The 23,366-nt window shown below is 64.7% G+C and carries 18 protein-coding genes and 2 tRNA genes; 5 read left to right on the top strand and 15 right to left on the bottom strand.

Annotation, left to right across the window (positions count from 1 at the left end):
* Window positions 1-99: 99 nt before the first annotated feature.
* The 7 genes from nadA to B8115_RS20560 form a co-directional block, all read right to left on the bottom strand.
* On the bottom strand, window positions 100-1,128 hold the full coding sequence (nadA, locus tag B8115_RS20530; protein ID WP_026038273.1) for a quinolinate synthase NadA: 1,029 nt from the start codon (window positions 1,126-1,128) through the stop codon (window positions 100-102).
* 237 nt (window positions 1,129-1,365) lie between these two features.
* Window positions 1,366-1,441 (bottom strand) — tRNA-Lys (locus tag B8115_RS20535).
* 31 nt (window positions 1,442-1,472) lie between these two features.
* Window positions 1,473-1,548 (bottom strand) — tRNA-Lys (locus B8115_RS20540).
* A gap of 110 nt (window positions 1,549-1,658) precedes the next feature.
* The gene (rluB, locus tag B8115_RS20545) at window positions 1,659-2,525 is read right to left on the bottom strand and encodes a 23S rRNA pseudouridine(2605) synthase RluB (protein WP_010629738.1); all 867 of its coding nucleotides are present in this window, start codon (window positions 2,523-2,525) and stop codon (window positions 1,659-1,661) included.
* Complete coding sequence (gene scpB / locus B8115_RS20550; RefSeq protein ID WP_010629739.1) at window positions 2,522-3,421, bottom strand: SMC-Scp complex subunit ScpB; 900 nt, start codon at window positions 3,419-3,421, stop codon at window positions 2,522-2,524. Before scpB ends, rluB begins: the two co-directional genes overlap by 4 nt.
* Window positions 3,418-4,422 carry a ScpA family protein gene (locus B8115_RS20555; RefSeq protein ID WP_010629740.1) on the bottom strand — a complete coding sequence of 335 codons (1,005 nt, stop codon included), beginning with the start codon at window positions 4,420-4,422 and terminating at the stop codon, window positions 3,418-3,420. Before B8115_RS20555 ends, scpB begins: the two co-directional genes overlap by 4 nt.
* Window positions 4,423-4,488: 66 nt before the next feature.
* Window positions 4,489-5,091 (bottom strand): polymer-forming cytoskeletal protein, encoded by a 603-nt coding sequence (locus B8115_RS20560; RefSeq protein ID WP_051004679.1) that lies wholly within the window; start codon window positions 5,089-5,091, stop codon window positions 4,489-4,491.
* A 270-nt stretch (window positions 5,092-5,361) separates the two neighbouring features.
* Here B8115_RS20560 and B8115_RS20565 point away from each other — a divergent pair, with 270 nt between their 5' ends.
* Window positions 5,362-5,955, top strand: coding sequence for a polymer-forming cytoskeletal protein (locus B8115_RS20565; protein ID WP_238539246.1), 594 nt, complete (start codon window positions 5,362-5,364; stop codon window positions 5,953-5,955).
* 19 nt (window positions 5,956-5,974) lie between these two features.
* Here the strand turns inward: B8115_RS20565 and B8115_RS20570 are convergent, their stop codons facing one another.
* The 4 genes from B8115_RS20570 to B8115_RS20585 form a co-directional block, all read right to left on the bottom strand.
* Window positions 5,975-7,321 carry an MATE family efflux transporter gene (locus B8115_RS20570; protein ID WP_010629743.1) on the bottom strand — a complete coding sequence of 449 codons (1,347 nt, stop codon included), beginning with the start codon at window positions 7,319-7,321 and terminating at the stop codon, window positions 5,975-5,977.
* Window positions 7,321-7,749 carry a MarR family winged helix-turn-helix transcriptional regulator gene (locus B8115_RS20575; protein WP_010629744.1) on the bottom strand — a complete coding sequence of 143 codons (429 nt, stop codon included), beginning with the start codon at window positions 7,747-7,749 and terminating at the stop codon, window positions 7,321-7,323. Before B8115_RS20575 ends, B8115_RS20570 begins: the two co-directional genes overlap by 1 nt.
* Before the next feature lie 98 nt (window positions 7,750-7,847).
* On the bottom strand, window positions 7,848-9,746 hold the full coding sequence (locus B8115_RS20580) for a DEAD/DEAH box helicase (RefSeq protein ID WP_083861904.1): 1,899 nt from the start codon (window positions 9,744-9,746) through the stop codon (window positions 7,848-7,850).
* Between the two features lie 9 nt (window positions 9,747-9,755).
* Window positions 9,756-10,550 carry a crotonase/enoyl-CoA hydratase family protein gene (locus tag B8115_RS20585; protein WP_010629746.1) on the bottom strand — a complete coding sequence of 265 codons (795 nt, stop codon included), beginning with the start codon at window positions 10,548-10,550 and terminating at the stop codon, window positions 9,756-9,758.
* 327 nt (window positions 10,551-10,877) lie between these two features.
* Here B8115_RS20585 and B8115_RS20590 point away from each other — a divergent pair, with 327 nt between their 5' ends.
* Window positions 10,878-11,369: a hypothetical protein gene (locus tag B8115_RS20590; protein ID WP_141638679.1), complete on the top strand. Its 492-nt coding sequence runs from the start codon at window positions 10,878-10,880 to the stop codon at window positions 11,367-11,369.
* Between the two features lie 121 nt (window positions 11,370-11,490).
* On the opposite strand, the gene purL is transcribed toward B8115_RS20590, so the two are convergent.
* Window positions 11,491-15,456: a phosphoribosylformylglycinamidine synthase gene (gene purL, locus B8115_RS20595; RefSeq protein WP_010629748.1), complete on the bottom strand. Its 3,966-nt coding sequence runs from the start codon at window positions 15,454-15,456 to the stop codon at window positions 11,491-11,493.
* Window positions 15,457-15,609: 153 nt separating this feature from the next.
* Between purL and mltF the strand changes: the two genes are divergently transcribed.
* Window positions 15,610-17,079 carry a membrane-bound lytic murein transglycosylase MltF gene (gene mltF, locus B8115_RS20600; protein WP_010629749.1) on the top strand — a complete coding sequence of 490 codons (1,470 nt, stop codon included), beginning with the start codon at window positions 15,610-15,612 and terminating at the stop codon, window positions 17,077-17,079.
* Window positions 17,080-17,088: 9 nt separating this feature from the next.
* Window positions 17,089-19,065 carry a diguanylate cyclase gene (locus B8115_RS20605; RefSeq protein WP_010629750.1) on the top strand — a complete coding sequence of 659 codons (1,977 nt, stop codon included), beginning with the start codon at window positions 17,089-17,091 and terminating at the stop codon, window positions 19,063-19,065.
* On the opposite strand, the gene tadA is transcribed toward B8115_RS20605, so the two are convergent.
* On the bottom strand, window positions 19,042-19,533 hold the full coding sequence (gene tadA / locus B8115_RS20610; RefSeq protein WP_010629751.1) for a tRNA adenosine(34) deaminase TadA: 492 nt from the start codon (window positions 19,531-19,533) through the stop codon (window positions 19,042-19,044). The two genes, B8115_RS20605 and tadA, sit on opposite strands and share 24 nt — an antisense overlap.
* A gap of 62 nt (window positions 19,534-19,595) precedes the next feature.
* On the opposite strand from tadA, the gene B8115_RS20615 reads away from it, so the two are divergent.
* A complete protein-coding gene (locus tag B8115_RS20615; RefSeq protein ID WP_010629752.1) occupies window positions 19,596-20,417 on the top strand; it encodes an acyl-CoA thioesterase II in 822 nt (273 codons plus the stop codon).
* 71 nt (window positions 20,418-20,488) lie between these two features.
* Here B8115_RS20615 and B8115_RS20620 read toward each other — a convergent pair whose 3' ends face one another.
* Entirely contained in the window at window positions 20,489-22,192 is a 1,704-nt protein-coding gene (locus B8115_RS20620) for a methyl-accepting chemotaxis protein (protein ID WP_141638680.1), read from the bottom strand.
* 274 nt (window positions 22,193-22,466) lie between these two features.
* A complete protein-coding gene (locus B8115_RS20625; RefSeq protein ID WP_035591798.1) occupies window positions 22,467-23,342 on the bottom strand; it encodes a bifunctional nuclease domain-containing protein in 876 nt (291 codons plus the stop codon).
* Between the last annotated feature and the right edge of the window lie 24 nt (window positions 23,343-23,366).

Consider the following 23,366-nt stretch of genomic DNA (forward strand, 5'->3'; position numbering starts at 1 on the left):
ACGCTTCATCTCGCTCGGCGATTGTTCAGCGCTCCTTACGCCGAGGCCCGCGCTGGTGCGCGGGCCTCGAGGTCGTAAGGCAGGAAGCGGCGTGCCCTTTTACTTCTGGAAGTTGAGCATGCGCTCCAGCGGCTTGAGCGCGGCCCGGCGCAGCTCGGCGTCGACGAAGATCTCGCCGCTGCCCTCGCGCAGGGCGCCAGCCAGGTTGTCGAGTGCGTTCATCGCCATCCACGGGCAGTGGGCGCAGCTCTTGCAGGTCGCGCCGTTGCCGGCGGTGGGCGCCTCGAACAGGGTCTTCTCGGGCACCATCTGCTGCATCTTGAAGAAGATGCCGCGGTCGGTGGCCACGATCAGCTTGTCGTTCGGCAGCTCCTTGGCCGCCTTGATCAGCTGCGAGGTCGAACCGGCCACGTCGGCCAGCGCCACCACCGAAGCCGGCGACTCCGGGTGTACCAGCACGGCGGCTTCGGGGTAGAGGGCCTTGAGGTCCTCGATACCCTTGGCCTTGAACTCCTCGTGGACGATACAGGCACCGTCCCACAGCAGCATGTCGGCACCGGTCTTCTGCTGGATGTAGCCACCCAGGTGCTTGTCCGGTGCCCACAGGATCTTCTCGCCGCGCGCCTGCAGATGCTCGATGACGTCCACTGCGATGGAGGAGGTCACCACCCAGTCGGCACGCGCCTTCACCGCCGCCGAGGTGTTGGCATAGACCACCACGGTACGATCGGGATGCTGGTCGCAGAAGGCGCTGAACTCGTCGGCCGGGCAGCCGATGTCGAGCGAGCAGGTCGCTTCCAGGGTGGGCATCAGCACACGCTTCTCGGGCGACAGGATCTTGGCTGTCTCGCCCATGAAACGCACGCCGGCCACCACCAGGGTGTCAGCATCGTGACGCGCGCCGAAGCGGGCCATTTCCAGCGAGTCGGCCACGCAGCCACCGGTCTCCTCGGCCAACTGCTGAATCGCATCGTCGGTATAGTAATGAGCGACGAGCACTGCGTTGTGCAGCTCGAGCAGGCGCTTGATCTCGTCGATACGGGCCTCGTCCTCGGCCGGAATACGGGTCGGACAGTAGGCGCGGGCGAGGTGTTCACGCACCTCGATTCGGGAAGTCATGATCGTCATCGTGTCTACCACCGTGACTGGCAGGGGCTCCCCCTGCGTGTACCGGGTGCACCGTGAACCGTACGCTCCGTACGGGCGATGCGCCTGAGGCTGTCGTCGGCGTCTCTCGCCATCGCAGCCCATCCCGCTATTCTACACCACCTCTTCGTCTACACCACCTCTTGGCCCACATCACATTATCGAGGGCAGGGCCAAGACAAAAACGCCCCCGACTCGAAGAGCCGGGGGCGTGGAATCTGGTGGGTCGTGTAGGATTCGAACCTACGACCAATTGGTTAAAAGCCAACTGCTCTACCAACTGAGCTAACGACCCAGCACTTGCAAACAAGCTTCCAGGTCCGGAATGGTGGGTCGTGTAGGATTCGAACCTACGACCAATTGGTTAAAAGCCAACTGCTCTACCAACTGAGCTAACGACCCTTCCGAACGGGTGCAGATATTACTGATTACACCCTTCACTGGCAAGGACTTTTTTGACTTTAGGCGAGCATGCCCGCGCTGGGAAAGCGCGGGCAGCTCTCATGCAAGGCCTAACGCCCTTTGGGGCTCTTGGTACTCTTCGGCTTACGCATCGCCTGCACCGGGCGCCGCTTGTTCTTGTCGCGGCTCCAGCGGTTCTTCTCGTCCGGGGTGAGCTCGGGCACCTTGCGCGGTTCCATGCCGGCGGAGAGCGCCAGGTCGTCGATCTCGTCCTGGGACAGCTCAACCCACTCCCCCGCCTTGGCCCGCTTGTCGAGGAAGATGTTGCCGTAGCGCACCCGCTTGAGCCGGCTCACCGTCAGTCCCTGGGACTCCCACAGCCGCCGCACCTCACGGTTGCGCCCTTCCGTGATCACCACGTGGAACCAGGTATTGATACCTTCGCCGCCGAACTCCTGGACGTCGGTGAAACGCGCCGGCCCGTCTTCGAGCATCACGCCCTCGACCATGGCCACCACGTGCTCCTTGCGCACCTCCCCCATCACGCGCACGGCGTACTCGCGCTCGACCTGGGTGCTGGGATGCATCAGCCGGTTGGCCAACTCGCCGTCGGTGGTGAACAGCAGCAGGCCGCTGGTGTTGATGTCGAGACGGCCGATGGCGATCCAGCGCTCGCCCTTCAGGCGCGGCAGGCGTTCGAACACCGTGCGGCGGCCTTCCGGATCCTTGCGCGTGCACAGCTCGCCTTCCGGCTTGTTGTACATGATCACGCGGCGCGGCGTCTCCTCGGCACCGCGCAGGGTCACCGGGCGGTCGTCGAAGCTGACGCGGTCGCGCATCTCGATGCGGTCGCCGAGAGTGGCGACCTTGCCGTTGACCTTGACGCGACCGGCCTCGATGGCCGCTTCCATCTCGCGGCGCGAGCCCAGCCCGGCGCGGGCCAGGACCTTCTGCAGTTTTTCCGTGTTGCTCGTCATTCTGACTTCTCGTCTACGGTGGATTCCGCCCCCGCTCCGCCGTCATCGTCGACGCTGGTGCGGGCACGTTCGGCCAGGCGCGCTTCGAGATCGGCGAAGCTCAGTCCCGGCCTGTCGGACGCCTTCCCGGCGTGTGTTTCGTCGGCCATCCCGGCCGTCGTTGGGTCAAGCGTAGCCTCTGCGGCGATACGCTCGTCCATGGGTTCGTCGTCGAACGCCTCGTCGTCGAACGAATCGTCTTCGATGTCGTCGAGCGTAGCGTCCTCGGTTTCATCCTCGTCACCGCTCGCCGCCTCGCCGGCCTGCTCCAGCAGGGGGCTGGGCGGTGGCGGCGCCTCGTCCTCGAACAGCGGCTCGGCCATGCCCTTGAGTTCATGCATGGGCGGCAGCTCGTCCAGGGTCTTGAGACCGAAGTCGTCGAGGAACTGCCGCGTGGTGGCGTAAACCGCCGGCCGCCCGGGCACGTCACGCTGTCCGACCACGCGAATCCAGCCGCGTTCGGCCAGGGTGCGCATGATCGAACTACTCACCGCCACACCGCGCACCTCCTCGATATCGCCGCGGGTCACCGGCTGACGATAGGCGATCAGCGCCAGAGTCTCCAGCAGCGCCCGGGAATAGCGCTGCGGGCGCTCATCCCACAGCCGCGACACCCAGGGCGAAAGCCGTGGACGAATGCGCAACTGGTAGCCAGAAGCGGTTTCGATCAGCTCGAGCGCCCCCCGCTCGTGGCGCAGCCCCACCCGCTCGAGCGCCTCGCGCAGGCTGCGCCGCTGGGGCCGCTCATGGTCGTCGAACAGACCCTCGAGCCGCTCCAGCGACAGCGGCTCGGCCGCTGCCAGCAGTGCCGCCTCGAGAATTTCATCGAGGCTGTCGGGCAGCTCCATGGCGGTCATGAGCGGTCATCTCTCCGGGACATGCTCTCCTCCACTTCGGCGCCTGACTCTTCAAAACCAGACTCTTCAAAACCGGGCTCTTCGGCAAAGGGACTCTCGACAAAAGGACTCTCGACGTCGGCCCCATCATCGTCGAAGGCCGCTTCCTCGCTGTACTCCCGCGGCGCCCGGGCGCGCACGTGGATCGGCGACAGCGGCGCATTCTGCACGATCTCGATCATTGCTTCCTTGGCCAGCTCGAGTATGGCCATGAAGGTGACGATCACCCCCGCGCGCCCCTCCTCCAGCGTGAACAGTGCCTCGAAGGGGGTGTAGTGTTCGTGGTTCAGGCGATCCATGATGGCCAACATGCGCTCCCGGGTCGAGAGCACTTCGCGCCCCACCTGGTGAGCCTGGTTGAGCTCGGCACGACGCAGGATGCCGGCCAGCGCACCGAGCAGCTCGTCGAGCTCTACATCGGGATGGATCACCCGGGCCTGCAATGGCGGCAGCGCCGCCCGCGCCGGGAACCAGTCGCGCCCCACCCGCGGCAGCTCGGCCAGCGCCTCGGCAGCACTCTTGAGCTGCTCGTATTCCTGCAGGCGGCGGATCAATTCGGCGCGGGGGTCCTCCTCCGCCTCGTCGCCCCCCTCTTTCGGGGGGCGCGGCAGCAAGGTGCGCGACTTGATCTCGGCCAGCATCGCCGCCATCAGTAGGTACTCCCCTGCCAGTTCGATCTCCATCGCCTTCATCAGCTCCACGTACTCGATGTACTGGCGCGTGATGGCTGCCACGTCGATGGCCAGGATATCCAGATTTTGGCGGCGAATCAGATAGAGCAATAGGTCGAGCGGCCCCTCGAACGCTTCGAGGAAGATGCGCAGCGCCTCCGGCGGGATGTAGAGATCCTCGGGAAGCTCGGTGATCGGCTCGTCGAACAGCCGCGCCATCACCGCCGACTGGGTCTCGGCGTCGCTCGCGGCCGGCTGCTCGGCAACAGCCGTGGGGGGCGTCTCGCTCACGCGGGGGCTGGCCTCTCGGCTGGGCTGGTCTGAAGGTCGATCACTCAGTCTAGCAAGAGTGCAGGATCAGGGTAAGCCCGGCTCGGCCTGGGCACAGGCCACCAGCGTTGCCCCACCGGACAGCCCCAGCGCCACGACTTCCCCTCGAATGTGGGCACCGGCGAGACACTCGAGACGCTCGGCCGCCAGGCTCCCCTCGACGCGAGCCCGCGACAGCAGCGTGAGCTTGTCCCCGGCCTTGACCACGCCCGCCACCTGCCCATCGACGCTGACCTCGCGACCTTCCAAGTGTGAGGATACCCTGCCGCTCATCGTCACCATGACATGATGGTCCTGGGCGATGACGGCGCCCTCTATGCTGCCCTTGATCACGACCGGCTCACAAGCGGTGAGATTGCCCAGCACGCGGGTGGCCATGCCGATGCGGCTGCCCTCTTCAACAAGCGGCACGACCGTTTTTCGCACCTCGGCACTGACCGACCCGCCCACCGGTTCGTCCACCGGTACAAACGCCTGCAGGCTTACCTGAGCAGCCGACAGAGGCGCTGCAAGCCCCATCGACGAGCCGGCGTCCGCTGCACGGCGCCGGCCCTTGCGCCGTCTGCCATCCCAGACGATCAGCGTCATGGCGGCCACGCCGAGAAAGATGAACCATGTCTGAATGCCCATGCCCTTCTCCATACCTTGGAGTTTTCTTATAGAGCCTCACCCGCGAGGACGGTAGCGAAAAATACCCCTTGGATCCCGCCCAGCTCCACGCTTTGCCAACACCGAAAGCGAGGTAGGCTCGTTCGACCCATGTTCGATCAGCCCCCATGCCCGCCAAGGGCTCGGTACGACGACGAACGAGAATCGGTCGAGTATAGGGGAAATACCGAACCCAGGGGCAGCGTGATTCACGGCGCCGGGTATCGAGACTCTCACCTCCAGGAGGTTTGCGTGTTCCACAAGACAAAGACTCGTCAACCGGAAGCCGTCGCGGCGGACGTCGTCGCCTCCGCCAGCGGCCAATCTCTCTCAGCTCGGCAGGAGACCTCGACGACACGCTCCAGCGTGTCGGTCATCGGTAGCCACACCCGCGTGCAGGGCGACATCGATGCCGATGAGGATCTGACCGTGGCGGGATACGTGCAGGGAACCATCACCTGCAAGCAGAACACCGTCACCCTGGGGAGCGGTAGTTGCGTCAACGGTGACGTTTACGCCCACACGCTGCACGTTTCAGGCGAAGTCGAGGGCAACCTCGTGGCGTCGCATCGCGCCACGGTTCACAAGGGCGCCAGTGTCAGAGGCATGATCGTCGCGCCATGCCTGATGCTCGAGGACGGCAGCACCTTCCAGGGCAGTATCGACATGGATCCCGAGCACGAGCTGCTCAAGAGAGCATTCGGCGAGCCCGCCGCCAGCCGACAGCCTCGCTCCACCCCATCGCTCAAGATCGATGAAGGCGGCGCAGCGGCAAGCGTCGCCGATGAGCCCTACAGCGCCCCGGAGCTGGCGGACGATGCCCGGCAGGCGGAAAGCTCGACCTGATCCGACATCGGCCGCCGTGCTAGGTGGCCCTGGCGGCCAGGGACAAACCGACGCCAGACTCCCCCAGGCGCTGCCACTGGCGCATCACCATCGCCAGAACCACGCAAGCCAGCACCACATTGGACAGCGGCAGCGCCAGCCACACCCCTGTCAGCCCCAACCCTAGCGGTAACAAGGCCAGGAAGGGTACCTGGATGGCCATGTTGCCCAAGGTGATGAGCAGTGCCTGCCGCCCCATGCCCATGGCCTGGAAGAGGCAGGCCGCCAGCACGACGAAGCCATCCAGGAAGAGCGCGAACAGGTGGAGGCGGATGCCGAGGGCAGCCGCCGCCAGAAGCTCGGCATCATCGGCGGCAAAGATGCTGGCGACGTGGCCGGGCCACAGCATCAGCGCCGCTACCATCGCCACACCGAACCCCAAGCCGGTGTAAAGGCCAAGACAAAAGACCCGCTTGATATCGGGATTTCGACGCGCGCCATGGAAGTAGCTGATCAGCGGCTGCATGCCATTGGCCGCGCCCTCGGCCAGCATATAGTAGAAGGCCAACAGGTATCCGGTGATGGCATAGGCCGCCACCTGCACCGAACCGCCATACTTCATCAGCAGCATGTTGTGCAGCACCGTTACCACACCGAGATAAAGATACATCGCCATGCTGGCTCCCCCGGTGCCCAGCACGGCTCGACAGGCGCCAAGACGTAGCGGTTGCCAGCGCAGGCGGATGGGTGGCTTGCGACTCACCAGAAAGCCCAGGCAGATCAGGATGGTGAAACTCTCCGCCAGCAGCGTAGCCAGAGCCGCTCCTTGCAGCTCCCAGCCAAGCCACAGGATGAAGACGTAGTCGAAGGCAATATTGGCCAGGCCCCCCGTCACCATCGCCAGAGTCGCCAGACGAGGGGCACCCAGGTTGCGCACCCAGAACGGCAAGGCCAGGCTGGCCATCACCAGCGGTGCGCCCCAGGCCATCATCATCAGATAGTCGCCACCAAGCCGCGACACCTGTCCCGTGGCGCCCTGGAAGGTCAGGATAGTTTCTCCGCCGAACAGCAGCAGGCCGCCCACCGGAACCCCGAGCAGCACCAGCAGCCAGCCGCCCTGCCCCAGCATCAATGCTGCCCGCGCCTCGTCGCCCCGCCCCTGAGCGATGGAGCACTGGGCCCCGGCGCCTGCGCCCAGCATCATCCCCACCGCCAGCAGCACGATGACCGCCGGTACGGCCATGGTGATACCGGCCAGCCCCGGTTCGCCGATGGCATGCCCGATGAAAATGCCATCCACCACCTGGTACATGCCGCTGACCATCAGCGCCGTGACGGCAGGCAGGGTGTAGCGCCAATAAGCGCGGGTAATCGAGCCGGTGTGCATCAGTCGCCCCTCCTGAGCCCTTGGCAGGCCTTGTCCAGCAGCCGCTCCAGCTCACGCCGCTCATGCTCATCCAACCCTTGCCGCAGTGCAGTGGCGGTCTCCGCATAGACGTCGTGCTCCTCCTTCTCGATATGTCGCGCCTTGTCCGTCGGATGCAAGAGTACGGCTCGCCCATCCCCCGGACAGGCCGAACGACGGAGGTAGCCACGCGCCTCCAGCTTGCTGACCATGGTGCTGGCCGAGGCCTTGCTCACCCGCAGCAATGTGGCCAGCTCCGTCAGGCGCATCCCCTCGGATGCCGAGAGCAGGGCATAGAGGTAGTCGAGTTCGGCAGCGGTGAGCTCCATGCTGCCGCTGCGACGGCCATGCTCCCGCCAGCGGTTCCATATTTCCCAGCCCAGGACCTTCAGGTCCGTTTCCAGCGTCATGGTCTGCCTCCATTACATATGGTTAGTTATTCTAACTAACAATGTCATGATGGCAAGCCTCTCGATGTCGACCCGCCGTTGCCCCCCAGAGGCTCCGCCTACTCCACCGCCTCGGCCTTGCGATAGCGCCCGATATAATCGAATAGCTTTTCGCGCACCTGCCAGTGGCGCCCCACCTTGCGCCCCACCACGAAATCGGGATGGCGCAGGCGCCGACGCTCGGCAATGACCTCCTCGGCGCTCAGCGGCTGCCAGCGCGTGCCTGGCGCACGCAGGTGATGGCGCAGGAACACCGCAGCGAAGGCGGCGCGCTGAGCCGGGGTTTCCAGGGCGAACCACTCGCTCAGGCTCGTCCCGTCCTCGTCGTGGTAGGTGACCTTGAGCCGCGGCAGCCCGCGGCCGTTGACGGTGGCCTCGAGCTGCATGCCGGCCACCCGCAGCACCCGGGCATCCCTGAGGCGCAGCGCCTCCTTGAGCTTGTCGTCGGCGTCGACCAGCAGGGTCTGGCAGCCGTGGCAGCGCCGCGCGGCGATATCGTTCTCGGCACCACACTCGCCGCACACCTTGAAGCGGAAGCGAAACGAGCACTGATACTGTTTACAGGCGCCCGAAGCCGCGCCCTGCTTTCTATCGGCGCCCGAAGCCGCGCCCTGCTTTCTATCGGCGCCCGAAGCCGCGCCATGCCTTCTATCAGCGCCACCCGCTGTCGTTGCTGTTTTTTCTCTTTCAACCAGCCCCTGGCAGCGGCGGCCGAAGTGCTCGATGACGATCTCGCCCTCCTTGCGGCCCCAGAACAGGTTGACGTGGCCGCAGGCGGGGCACTCGACCTGCACCGGCTCGGTGTCCGAGGCAGGACGCGGGCTGCCCACTTCCGGCGCGTAGAGATCCCACGGGTTGCCGGCGTAATCGAGGATCAGACAGTCGCGCTTGCCAGGGGCTAGGCGCAGGCCGCGACCGACGATCTGCTGGTAGAGACTCACCGACTCGGTGGGCCGCAGAATGGCGATCAGATCGACATGAGGCGCGTCGAAGCCGGTGGTGAGCACCGCCACGTTGACCAGGTACTTGAGTTCACGGGCCTTGAAGGTGGCGATGATGCGCTCGCGCTCCCGCGATGGCGTTTCGCCGGTGATCAGCGCTGCCTCGGCGGCCGGCAGATAGCCAAGCACCTCCTTGGCGTGGGCCACGCTGGCGGCGAACAGCATCACGCCCTGGCGGCCGCGGGCCCGCTCGACGATCTCGGCGACGATACCCGGCGTGGCGCGATTGCCCGCCGCCACCCGGTTGAGCTCCTCTTCCCGGAACAAACCGCCCGCCCCCGGCACCAGCGCGGAAAAGTCATAGCGCTCGACGGCGGCATCCACGCGCCTGGGTTCGGCCAGGTAGCCCTGCTTGACCATCAGCCGCAGCGGCTGCTCGAACACGCAGTCGCGAAAGAAGCAGTCGTCGTCACCCCGCACCATGCCGTGGTGGTGACGGTAATAGATGAAGCCTTGGCCCAGGCGATAGGGCGTGGCAGTGAGGCCCAGCACCTTGAGCCGCGGATTGGCCTGCCTGAGCGCTTCGATCACGCGACGATAGCTGGCGTCCTTGTCCGGCGCGACGCGGTGGCACTCATCGATCACCAGCAGAGTGAAATTACTGTCGTCGAACAACCCCAGGTTGCGCACTACCGACTGTACCGAACCGAACACCACCTGGCGGGTGCTCTCCTTGCGCCCCAGGCCGGCACTGAAGATGTCCGCCTCGTGGCCATAGGCCAGGTACTTGGCATGGTTCTGCTCCACCAGCTCGCGCACGTGGGCCAGCACCAGCACCCGCCCGCGGGCGAGCCGCGCCAGCTCGGCGATGACCAGCGACTTGCCGCTGCCGGTGGGTAGCACCACCACCGCCGGCTCGTCGCTGGTACGGAAATGGGTCACCACGCGGCGCACCGCCTCCTGCTGGTAGGGGCGCAGCGAAGGGGCGGCAGTGTCAGGTGGAGTGGCGGTTGTCACGTGCTCAGGTCAGGTGAAGCGCGGCTCGCGGCCGGCCATCCTGGCCGCCACCGCTTCCAGTTGCTCCTCGCCGCCGAGCAGGCCGCGCTGCAGGCTGGCCTCCAGCGCCAGGCGCTCGCGCTCTGACATGGCGGGGGCGCGGATGAAGAGCTCTCGCGCTGCAGCCACCGCTCTGGGCGAGCGCGCTGCTACCGCCGTGGCGATATCTCGCGCAGTGCTCCGTGGGTCATCGGCCAGACGCGTGGCGAGACCCAGCGCAACGGCTTCCTCAGCGCTCACCTTGCGCCCGGTCCAGGCCAGCTCTCGCAGCACGTCGCTACGAATCGTCTCGCCTGTCACGCTGATGCCCATATCGGGAATGATGCCCCAGACGATCTCCAGCAGTGCCAGCCGGGCCTCGGGATGCACCACGCGAACATCGGCGGCCAGGGCGATCTGCAGCCCGCCGCCGTAGACGTGTCCTTGCAGTGCAGCGATCACCGGCACGCCGGCATCGCGCCAACCCAGCGCCAGACGCTGTACCGGATTGATGCCGTGCTCATCGGGTGCCAGCAGCGAGGGCAGCCGTTCGGGACGAGACATGATGGTGGCCATGTCGAGCCCGGCGCAGAAGCTCTCCCCCTCGCCCTGCAGCACGACGGCGCGCAGCCCCTCGAGTTCGGTCAGGTGCTGCTGCGCCGCCAGCAGGGCGTCGATCATCGCCCAATCGAGGCCGTTGTGCTCACGGGGTCGCACCAACGTCACCTCGGCGACATGATCCTGAAATTCCAGCGTCACCCGCTCATGAAAGACTTCTCTGGTCATGCCTCGCAGCCTCTTGTCGTTGGTCCCGGCAGTCTGGCGCGACGGCTACAGTTGTCAAACCTTCGTTTCATTTTTCTTCGATGGATTCTTCCGTAGTTCGACTATAGTGAAACCTCAGTGCCGTGTCGGACGAGACCACCCAAGGGCGATGGGGATACGGGTGGTTCGCGTCACACCGGTGGATGGAATCACTGGTTCTTCAGACCTAAACGTCGCGAAACTTGATGAAGGTCATGCAAACTGGGGGCACTATCCGAGCATCATTCCAGCGCTGCGGAATCAGCAGGGATGCAGCCGATGCTCAGCCTCCGACAAGAGGACACTGCCATGCCAGAAAGACCAATAACGATCGCCAGGCGGACCCTGGTGCTGGATGAGCTGTTGGCACTCGCCGATGCCCATGAACGCGCCGAGGTGACCCGGTACCGAAGGCTTGCCTTCAGCTTTCTACCCTTCGACACCTCCGTGAGCCGCCTGATGGCCTCGCTCGGCATCCAGTGCGAAATGCGTGTCGAGGAGCTGCGCCGTCTTTCGCATCAACTGGGCCTGCCGGACGACCCTGCCAAACAGGCAGCACAGGTCATGTCACCGCCCTTGTTCATCGATACACCGCTTCAGGCACACGAGACCCTGACCCAGGCGATCATCGATGCCGAGCACTCTCTGCATTTCCACAAGCATCTGCGCGAAGCCAGCACCGTGACGGCGCTGTACCCGGCACAGACAGCGATCATCAAGCAGAAGCAGGCAGAGCATGTGGTACTGGAGGGCTTCGTCGCCTCACGCAGCGAACCGAGGCAGATGGAACAGCGCGCCTGAGGGCCCCTCGGAGTTGTGAGGCCAAGGCAGGGATCAGCCAGAACAGCATGAAGCAAAGAGGCGGCCCGAGGCCGCCTCTTTCATTTGCCCGCCTCGATTCCCATTCGAGACCGGGGCAAGATCAGCCCAGCCATATCCTGGCATTGCGGAACAGCCGCATCCAGGCCCCGTCGCGGGTCCATTCCGCAGGCCGCCAGGAGTTGGTGACCGCCCGTACCACACGCTCGGGGTGCGGCATCATGATGGTCACCCGTCCATCCGGCGTGGTGAGTCCGGTGATGCCGGAAGGCGAGCCGTTGGGGTTGGACGGGTAGTGGGTGGTGACCTGACCATAATTGTCGACGTAGCGCAGGGCAACCTGAGCGCTGCCCTGCATGCTGCGCAGGTGGGCGCTGTCGCGGAACTCGGCGCGTCCTTCACCGTGAGCCACGGCGATCGGCAGCCGTGAGCCTTCCATACCGGCAAGCAGGATCGAGGGACTCTGCTCCACCTGAACCATTGCCACCCGGGCCTCGAACTGCTCGGATTCGTTGCGCACGAAGCGCGGCCAGCTGTCGGCGCCGGGAATCAGCTCCTTCAGTTGGGAGAACATCTGGCAGCCATTGCACACGCCGAGGCCGAAGCTGTCGTCGCGCTCGAAGAATGCCGCGAACTGCTCCCGCGCCCGCGGGTTGAACAACACCGACTTGGCCCAGCCGCCACCAGCTCCCAGCACGTCGCCATAGGAGAAGCCACCGCAGGCGACGAGCCCCTTGAACGAGGCGAGATCGACACGTCCAGCGAGGATGTCGCTCATGTGCACGTCCACCGACTCGAAGCCGGCGTGGTGGAAGGCCCAGGCCATCTCCAGGTGGCCATTGACCCCCTGCTCGCGCAGAATGGCCACCGCCGGGCGTGCAGTGTTGACGAAGGGTGCCGCGACATCCTCGTTCACGTCGAAGGCGGGGCTCGCCGAGAGGCCCGGGTCGCGACCGTCGAGCAGGCCGTCGAACTCGCTCTTGGCGCAGTCGGGGTTGTCGCGCAGCGCCTGCATGCGATAGCTGGTCTCGGCCCAGGTACGCTGGGCCAGCAGCCGGGTGGTCTCGAGCAGCGGCTCCTCGAACAGGGTCACGCGTACCTGGTCATCGTAGCGCGGCCGGGCGATGACGCCACAGGTCTCGATACCCGCAGCGGCGAACTGGGCCAGCACCTCTTCGGTGTACTGACGATTGACCTGGATCACCGCACCGAGCTCCTCGGCGAACAGCGCATCCACCGCCTGGGTCGGCTCGTCGATCAGCCAATCGAGCTTGATCTCGAGACCGGCATGGGCGGCGAAAGCCATCTCCAGCAGCGTGACCAGCAGGCCGCCGTCGCTGCGGTCGTGGTAGGCCAGCAGCTTGCCGTCGGCGTTGAGCCCCTGGATCACGGCGAAGAACGCCTTGAGATCCTCGGGATCGTCGAGGTCGGGGCACTCGTTGCCGAGTTGACCGTAGACCTGCGCCAGCGCCGAGCCGCCCAGACGGTTCTTGCCGCCGCCCAGATCGATCAGGATCAGATCGGATTCGTCCTGCTCCAGGTTGATCTGCGGCGTCAGGGTCTTCAGCGCATCGGTGACCGGGGCGAAGCCGGTGACCACCAGCGACAGCGGTGCGGTGATGCTCTTCTCTTCGCTCTCGCCCTTGTCGCTCTCGGCCTGCCAGGCGGTGCGCATGGACATGGAATCCTTGCCCACCGGAATGGCGATGCCGAGCTGCGGACACAGCTCCATGCCCACCGCATGCACGGCATCGAACAGCGCCTGGTTCTCACCGACGTGATCCGCGGCACTCATCCAGTTGGCGGAAAGCTTGATGTCGGACAGCTTGGCGATCGGCGCGGCTGCCAGGTTGGTGATGGTCTCGGCTACCGCCAGGCGGGCGCTGGCGGCCGGATCGATCAGCGCTACCGGCGGGCGCTCGCCCATGGCCATCGCCTCGCCGGCATGGGTGTCGTAGCTCGCCGTGGTCACGGCGACGTCGGCCACCGGCACCTGCCACGGACCGACCATCTGGTCGCGGGCCACCATGCCGGTGATGGAGCGGTCGCCGATGGTGATCAGAAAGCTCTTGGAGGCCACCGTGGGCAGGCGCAGCACGCGCTCCATGGCCTCGCGCAGGTCGAGGTTGTCGAGCATCACGCCGGGCAGCTCCAGCGACTGGCGCTGGAACTCGCGCTGCATCTTCGGCGGCTTGCCGAACAGCACGCTCATCGGCAGGTCGACCGGCTTGCTGGCCATGGACTGGGCCTCGAAGTGGCCGTCGCGCACCTCCAGGTGATGCGCCTCGGTGGCCTCGCCGACCACCGCGTAGGGGCAGCGTTCGCGGGCGCACAGCGCATCGAAGGTGTCGAGATCCTCGGGCGCCACCGCCAGCACGTAGCGCTCCTGGGCTTCGTTGCACCAGATCTCCAGCGGTCTCATGCCCGGCTCGGCGTTGGGCACCGCACGCAGGTCGAACAGGCCGCCGCGCCCGCCGTCCTTGACCAGCTCCGGCAAGGCATTGGAGAGCCCGCCGGCGCCGACGTCGTGAATGAAGCGGATGGGGTTGGCTTCGCCCAACGCCCAGCAGCGGTCGATCACTTCCTGAGCGCGGCGCTCGATCTCGGCGTTGTCGCGCTGTACCGAGGCAAAGTCGAGATCGGCGCTGGAGGTGCCGGAGGCCATCGACGAGGCGGCGCCGCCGCCCAGGCCGATCAGCATGGCCGGGCCGCCCAGCACGATCAGCTTGCCGCCGACCGGAATCTCGCCCTTCTGGACGTGGCCATCGCGAATGTTGCCGTAACCGCCGGCGAGCATGATCGGCTTGTGATAGCCGCGCCGCTCGATGCCGCCGGCACCCAGGGTGTCCTGCTCGTAGGTGCGGAAGTAGCCGGTCAGATTGGGGCGGCCGAACTCGTTGTTGAACGAGGCTCCGCCGATGGGTCCTTCGAGCATGATAGCCAGCGCCGACTGCATGCGCTCGGGCTTGCCGTAGTCGAAGGCCTCCCAAGGCTGGACGAACTCGGGAATGCGCAGGTTGGACACGGTGAAGCCGGTCAGGCCCGCCTTGGGCTTGGAACCGATGCCCGTGGCCCCCTCGTCGCGGATCTCGCCGCCAGCGCCGGTGGCCGCCCCCGGATAGGGTGCGATGGCGGTGGGATGGTTATGGGTTTCCACCTTCATCAGGATATGGATCGGCTCGCGATGCGCGGCGTAAACCGCACGCTCGGCGGCCTTGCCGGTCAGCGGTGCGGCGAAGAAGCGCCCCGCCTCGCTGCCCTTGATCACCGCGGCGTTGTCGCTGTAGGCGGAGAGAATGTCGTCGGGCGAAGCCTGGTAGGTGTTCTTGATCATCTTGAACAGCGAATGGCTCTGCGCCTCGCCGTCGATCACCCAGTCGGCGTTGAAGATCTTGTGCCGGCAGTGCTCGGAGTTGGCCTGGGCGAACATCATCAGTTCGACGTCGGTGGGGTTGCGCGCAAGCTCGCGGAACGCCTCGACCAGATAGTCGATCTCGTCCTCGGCCAGAGCCAGGCCCAGCGCGACGTTGGCCTGCTCCAGCGCCGCCCGGCCGCCCTCGAGAATGTCCACCCGCCCCAGCGGGGCCGGCTCGTGATGGGCGAACAGCTGGGCGGCATCGGAGGCATCGACCAGCACGCTCTCAGTCATGCGGTCGTGCAGAGTCTCGCGGATCGCCATGAAGGCCGCTTCCGACATCGGCGCCTTGAGCGTCACACGATAGGCGACGCCCCGCTCGAGGCGGCGCACCCGCGCCAGGCCGCAGTTGCGGGCGATATCGGTGGCCTTGGACGACCACGGCGACTGGGTGCCAATGCGCGGCACCACCAGGAACAGCTGGCCGTCGGCATCTCCCTGGGCGCCGTCTTTGACGCCGTCGTCTTTGATGCCATAGTCGAGCAACTGGCCGAGCAGGCTCCGTTCATCGTCGGATAGCTCACCGTCGATATCCACGAAGTGCACGTAGGAAGCGTGCAGGGACTCGACCTCGGGAACCCGTGCGCGCAGGGCAGCCAGCAGCTTGTCGTGACGGAAAGCGGAAAGGGCAGGCGCGCCTCGAAGTTCGAGCATGTCTTGAAGCCTCTGAAGCAAGCGGAGGAAGGGCCGCGCGGCGGCGAAGAAAGGCGCTATGATACTGGAAAGCAGCGGGCAGACGAAATGCAGCGGATGACAGCCGTGTCTCGGGCCGTTATCGTGAAGCTCTCATCGCCGATCGTCAGCTGAATGCCCGAGTTCGCGAATCGTATATTGCTGAGCCGTCTGCGCCTGGCCGCCATACTGCTGCTGGGGGTCGTCCTGTGCCTGACCCCCTACCGCCATTTCAAGCCTGTCAGCGGACTGCTGGAAGAGGTGCGCGAGCGCGACTTCATAAGCATCCATACGCGCAATACGCCAACCACCTATTACGAGGGGCGTCACGGCCCGACCGGATTCGAGTACGAGCTGATGCGCCGTTTCGCCGAGTATCTCGGCGTCAGCCTGACACTGGATGCCCGGCACCACATTCAAAGCGCGCTGGACGCGGTGCGTCAGGAGGGCGATCTGGCGGCGGCGGCCCTGCCACTGGATCTGACTCAACCCGACCTTATCTATAGTCGCCCGATCCTCGACCTGCAACCGCTGCTGGTCTATCGTCGCGGCCTGCCGCCGGTGAAAGACCCGGAAGCTCTCGCCGGCCTGACCATCGGCACCATCCGCGGCTCGGGCACCGATCGCGTGCTGCGCGAGCTGCAGGCGGAACATCCGGAGCTCGGGTGGCGCGAATCCTCGGAGGTGGAAGTCGCCGAGCTGTTGAGTCAGGTGGAAGGTGGCTACCTGGATGCCGCCGTGGTCTTCGAGCATCAGTTCCGCATCAACCGGATCTTCTTCCCCGGCGTGGAGCGAGGTTTTCCGTTGGGCAAGCCACTCTCCATGGCCTGGGCCTTTCCTGCCAGCGGCGGCCTGGGGCTGCAACAGGCGGCCAACCGTTTCCTGTACGGCTTGAAACAGGCAGGCGTGCTCGACGAACTGGTGGCCCGGCACTTCGGCCATGACGATTACCTTGAGTACGTCGGCGCGCGGGTCTTCATCGCGCACCTCAACGAGCGCCTGCCCACCTATGCCGAGCTGTTTCGCGAAGCAGCGCGTAACACGGGCTTCGATTGGAAGCTGCTGGCTGCGCTGGGCTATCAGGAGTCGCACTGGGACCCCGAGGCCACCTCGCCTACCGGCGTGCGGGGGCTGATGATGCTGACCCTGCCCACCGCCGGTGAGATGGGCGTGAGTGACCGCCTCGATCCGGTGCAGAGCGTCGACGGTGGGGCACGCTACCTGCGTCAGTTAAAGGATCGGCTGCCCGAGTCGATACAAGGAGACGACCGCCTCTACATGGCCATGGCAGCCTACAACGTCGGGCTTGGGCATCTGTACGATGCCCGCCGTATCGCCGAGGAACTGGGTGGAGACCCCAACAGCTGGGAAGACGTACGCGAGGCGCTACCGCTGCTGCAGAAGCGCGAATGGCACAGCAAGACCCGTCATGGTTATGCGCGGGGCGGCGAGCCGGTGATCTACGTGCGCAACATTCGCCGCTACTACGAGATCCTGTCGTACGTCGACCGCAGCCAGCAGCAGTATCTGCAGTTGAACGAAGCGCCAAATGGCGTGGATGAGGAATTCCCGTTGTTCGATATCATCTCCCCCCTCCACCAGTAGAGGGTACCCATGTCCCGCCATGCCACCCTGTTGACCAACCTGGCATTCGTTCCCCTTACCCTGGGGCTCGTCGGCGTGGGCGGCGACCAGGCCCCCTTGCACGAGATCGTCACGCTGGGCCTTGCCGGACTGCTCATCCTGGCTCAGTTGATGATGCTGCTGGGTGGGCGGTCGCTGGCCAAGGGGGTGGTAGGTGCCGTGATGCTGCCGCTGACCCTGGCCCTGGCCAGCTATGCCCTGCCGGAATACTGGGTGACATTGGAAAGCTGGGACGCCATGAGCCACGGTCTGGCCCAGGGGTTGACGCTGGAGGTATGGCGTCCGGCCTTACTGACGACCCTGAGCCTGATTCTCGTAGCCGTACTCATCGCCACCCACTCTCAGTCCACGCTGGGCGGCCCGCTGTTGCTGGTCATGGCCGTGCTGCTGAGTGCACAAGGACTGCTCGACGCTGCCGCTCCGGAGGCGCCACTGCTGCGAATGGCAGCCGGCCTCTGGACCACGCTGTCCCTGGGGCTACTGCTGGCCGGTCTGAGCGTGGCTGCGCTGCCGGGCTGGCGACTTCACGCCGCTCCACTCAGGCGGGCTCTGGTGCCCTCTCTGGCTCTCGTGCTGGCCGTGCTGCTGCTGTGGTATCACCAGAAAAACGTGACCGAGCGGGAGCTGCACGGCACCGTCGCGGCGGAAGCCAGGCAGCTCGGCCAGCGCCTCACGCGTGAAATTCAGGATCATTTGACGGCGGTGGAGCGCTTCGCCAACGTCTGGACGCTGTTCGATGCGCCTCCCAGCCAGGAAGAATGGTCGCGCCAGGCAACGCTGTATCATCGCGATTTTCGCTATCTGCTCAATATCGCCTTCATCGATCCCGACAGTCGCCTTACTCGCGTCTACCCACCCAGCGACATCAACCTTCAAGTGCTAGGTGCGCGCCTCTTCGATGTACAGCCCGCCGGGCGCGAGGCCGTGAACCGGGCGCTGTTCGAACAGCGCATCGGCCGAACCGACGTAATCATGCTGCTGCAGGGCGTACCCGGCATCATTCATTACCTGCCGATTCCCACTGATGGGCAGCGTACTCTCGGCGCCGTCGCCATGGTCATCGGGCTACCGATGCTGGCCGAGGCGTTGTTTCGTGAGGTAGATGGCCGTCACTTTGGCTTGGTTCTCAGCCAGGGAGAGCAAATCCTGGCCAACCGAATGCCTGACACACGGCTCGCGCCCTGGCACCACCAGACACAGCTCGACGTGGCAGGCACACCGCTGCTGCTCAGCGTCCAACCCAGTCATGCCCAGCTGCTGCAGCGCCTGCCGCGCCACCCGGTGGTCACGCTGATCACCGGGCTTACCCTGGCCTATCTGCTCTACCTGGTGCTGCACGGCTACACCCGCCTGGCACGCCAGCATCGGCGGGTACGCGACACCAACCGGGTGCTGCGGCGCGAAATTCGCATGCGTAGCCAACTTCAGGAGGAGGTCGAGTGGCTTGCCCGGCATGACGAACTGACACGACTACCCAACCGGCGCCTGTTCATGGAGGCGCTCGAGGCCAATGGAGCACAGCGTCCGCTGAGCGTATTGATCTGCGATGTGGATCATTTCAAGCACATCAACGATCACCAGGGCCACCTGGTGGGAGATCGCTACCTGATTGAACTGGGCCAGATAGGGCGCGAGCTGATCGAACCGCAAGGCGGACTGTTCGCCCGTTACGGTGGCGAGGAGTTCGTCGCCTGCCTGCCACGGGTCGATGCCATCCAGGCGCTGGACATCGCCGATACGCTGCGCCGACATCTCGTGGATGCCAAGTTGCTGCACCATGACGGCCAACCTCTGACCGCCAGCATAGGCGTGGTCACGCTGATCGACGGCCCGTTGGACGTTGCCGTCATCATGCAGGCCGCCGACGACGCCCTCTATCGCGCCAAGGCCGAGGGCCGCAACCGGGTCAAGGCGGCTCCGCCACTAGTGATCGCCGAGCGGGCCTGATGCCGCTTCGTCACGCTCTCGCCGGGCCTCGAAGAAGGCCTTGAGCAGCTTGGCGGCGCGCGCGGCCAGCACGCCACCCTCAACCGTGACCCGATGATTGTGCCAGGGCTGGGCGAACAGGTTGGCCTTCGATTCGACCATGCCGGTGCGCGGCTCCGCCGCCCCGTAGACCAGCCGGGCGATGCGCGCATGGATGATCGCCCCGGTACACATCAGGCAGGGCTCCAAGGTGACGTAGAGCGTGCACCCATCCAGACGATAGTTGCCCAGCCGCCGGGCGGCATCGCGCAGGGCACGAATCTCGGCATGAGCGCTGGGATCGTGACCCGAGATGGGCGCATTGAAGCCCACTCCCACGATCTCTCCGGCCGGGCTCACCACCACCGCCCCCACCGGCACCTCGCCGGCCGCCAGCCCTTCACGGGCCTGGTCCAGCGCCCGATGCATGTAGAATTCGTCACTGCGCATCGGCGTGGACTCCGTTATGCTGATGCCTGAAACAATCGTATGATACGCCCTGAGGAAGCCACATGTCCGACGCCCTGAACCAGCTCGTCGCCCTACTCGGCCTGGAAGAGATCGAGGAGAACCTGTTCCGCGGCCGCAGCCAGGACCTGGGTCTGCCACAGCTGTTCGGCGGCCAGGTACTCGGCCAGGCGCTTTCGGCGGCCACCCGCACGGTAGATGCCTCGCGCCAGGCGCATTCGTTGCATGGCTACTTCCTGCGTCCAGGCGACCCTCACCGCCCGGTAGTCTATCAGGTCGACAGCGTACGCGATGGCGCCAGCTTCACCACCCGGCGTGTCACCGCCATTCAGAAGGGGCGCCCGATCTTCTTCTGCAGCGCCTCCTTTCATGGCCGCGAAGAGAGCATGGCGCACCAGATGGCGATGCCCCAACTGGCAACGCCCGAGGCCCTGGCCCAGGACCCCAGCGCCCGCCTGGAGCGCTTTCCCGGTCACCCCATCGAGTTCCTGCACCTGGGCGACGAAGCCGAGCCGGGGCAGCCTTCACGCAAACGGCTGTGGTTCCGCCTTACCGGCGAGCTGCCCGACGATCCTGCCCTGCACCGCTACCTGCTGGCCTACAGCTCCGACTTCAACCTGCTGACTACGGCGCTGGTGCCGCACGGTATCACCTTCCGCGACCCCAAACTGCAGATCGCCAGCCTCGACCACGCGCTGTGGTTCCACCACGACGTGCAGGTCAACGACTGGCTGCTCTACGACATGGACAGCCCCTGGGCCGGCGGTGCCCGAGGGTTCGCCCGCGGCAGCATCTACGACCGCAGCGGTCGGCTGGTGGCCTCCACCGCCCAGGAGGGGTTGACCCGGCTACACGACGGAGATTAAAGAGAGATCTCAGAGATATCTCGATGCGTGGCGGCGCTCCCCACTCTGGGGGAGCGCTTGATACCAGCGTGTCAGAAGCTATCCCACTCCGGTTCCAGCTGTCGCTTGGCCTGACTCGGCCGGGGGTCATGACGCTCAGCGGGCGGCGCGACCAAGGTAGCCGTACTCTTGGCAACAATCCGGCCTGAGATAGCAGCCTGACTCGGATCCTGGCGATGAATTTTAAAGGACCTCACCGCTTCGCTCAGCTCCCTCGCCTGCTGCTCCAATGACGCCGAGGCATTGGCCGTCTGCTCAACCAGAGCCGCATTGTCCTGGGTCACCTGGTCCATCTGGTTCACCGCTACACTCACCTGCTCGACGGCAGCATTCTGCTCCTGAGAGCCGCGTGCCACTTCATCCATCAATTCGGTCACGCGCTTTATGCCTGTCACGATCTCATCCATCGCCGTACCCGCCTCATCGACCAGCAGGCTTCCTTCCTTGACGATCCCAGCATTCTGATCCACCCGTGACTGAATTTCCTGCGCCGCATCGGCACAGCGCTGAGCCAGATTGCGTACTTCCTGCGCAACGACGGCAAAACCACGGCCCTGCTCGCCGGCACGAGCCGCCTCCACCGAGGCGTTGAGGGCGAGGATATTGGTTTGGAAAGCAATGCCATCTATGACTTCGATGATGCCACTGATCTTCTCCGAACTCTCGTTGAGCTCGCGCATCTTTCCCGCCACCAAGTCGGCCTTTTCACCCCCGGTTTCGGCACTTTGGCTCACCTCGCGGGTCAGCTGGTTAGCCTGGGCCGCATGCTCGGTATTCTGCTTAACCGTAGCGGCAACCTGCTCCATGCTGGTTGCGGTTTCCTGCAGACTGGAAGCCTGCTCTTCGGTTCGCTGGGAAAGATCGGTATTTCCCGAGGCTATCTGCCCTGAGCCCGTGGCTATGTTTCCTGCCGACTGCTGGATCGAGACGATCAGTTCGCGCTGCTGTTCCTGCATGTCAGCCAGTGCTCTCAAGGCAAGCCCCACCTCGTCCTTCGCCCCAGTCTCGATGGGTTGGCTGAGATCGCCTTTGGCCATGAGCGAGAAATGCTCCATCATGCGCTTGAGCGGCTGCCCGATGGCGCGAATCAACCACCAACTCATGCCAACCGAAACCAGCAAAGCGAGAAGAAAGGCGCCAATGATGAGGTTTCGCTCGAACACGTAATAATCCAGGGCGCTGGAAAATTCATCCTGAGCAACTGCCGCTTGCAAGTCGATCAATTCATGAGCCACATCGTTGGCAGCCTGGAAGAGAGGGAGCGTAAGCTGCTGGTATACGCGATTACCGGCCGCAAAATCACCATTCGCATAGTACTCCAGCGCCGGCTCGAGCCCTGTGGCAACAAATTCTCCCTGACGGGTTTCGAACATTTCAGCGAGCTGACGTTCTTCATTTGTCAGTCGATGCGCGGTGAACGCTTGCCAAGTGACGTCTATCTCTTCGGCATTGTTTTCTATGTCGGCTTGTATGTCGCCAAATGAACGGGCCTCTTCACCGCCTCGCTCCAAGCGAGGATCATTCAGCACCATTTGGCTCATGGCAATGAGATTCTCACGCATGAGCTCGTCGATTCGAGTTAGCTGTATAGTGGGAATGAGTCTATCTTCGTATACGGTCTGGATGGCTCGGTTGCTGGTATTCATGCCACTTAGTCCAAACCCGCTCACCAGCAGCAGAAAGGCAAGAAACATGATGCTGAACATGATGAGTCTTGCTTTTATGGTAATCGTCATTGCCGTCTCCGTGTCTATGTCGTACACACAGCCGACAATTTCCTCAATGAGCCATTCCTTCAGGGCAGCGCTCTAGCAACAAGCGTCACAACTGATTTGGCGATGCCATCACAAAGGGCAAAAGCTCTAACTCATGCTTCACCTGAGCGGAATATCCAATGAAGAAAACTGCGGCCTCAATACACTTAACGGCCTCAGTATAAGTAACTTTAGGAGAATTTAATTAATTATAATTAGAGCATTATAATTCACCTGAAAGGTTTCTTTAAAGGTCTCATGTACGAATACCAGGCACGTCCTGCCTGGGCCTCGGCATGGGCTCACGCGGCGGCACGTCGGTGGTGACCTCGATCTCGTACTCCTCGCCTTGCTGCCAGTAGCGTAGCCGGGCGTCTTCGTCCACGGCCGTGTCGCGCACCAGTTCGAGATAGCGCAGCGGCGTTTCGGGCACCTCACCGTTCACTTCTAGCAGCAGCGCGCCCGGCTCCAGGCCGGCGTCGGCCGCTGGGCCACGCACGTCACTGACCAACACGCCAGGCTGGTCGGGTAATCCCAGCGCTTCGCGCAGGTCAGCGGTGACCGGCGCCACGGTGATGCCGAGCGCCACCACCACCTGATCGTCCAGGCCTTCGTACTCGATGTCCCGTGCTGCCTCGAGCACCTGAGGCGCCACGTGAATGCTCGCCCCCGCATGGATGGCCAGAGCGATGGCATCGCTGGGGCGGCTGTCGATACGCACCCGCTCGTCGCGCCCCGGCAGGCTCAGTTCGAGCATGCCGAGAAAGGTGTGGTCGACGATGGCATCGACATACACACGCTCCAGGGTGGCTTCCATCTCACCCAGCACATCGCTCAGCAGGTCGTGAGTCATGGGCCGCGGCGAACGCTCTCCGGCGAGGCCGCGCAGGATGGCACCAGCCTCGTTGACGCCAATGAAGATGGGGATCACCTCGCGAGCCCCCGGCTCCCGAAGCAGCACCACGGGCGGGCCGCCGAAGCCGGCCACCCCCACCGTGGCGATCTCTACTTCGACCATCTCGTCAATCTCGGCAGCAAGCTCCCGTGCGCTGGCGGCACCCATCGAGGCCGCCAGCAGCGCGACACCGCACAGCAACGACAGCAGGTAACTCCCGAGTTTTGGCAACGACATAGATTTCTCCGGCAAGGCTGCAGG

Source organism: Halomonas sp. KM-1 (assembly GCF_000246875.1).
GTDB lineage: Bacteria > Pseudomonadota > Gammaproteobacteria > Pseudomonadales > Halomonadaceae > Halomonas > Halomonas aerodenitrificans.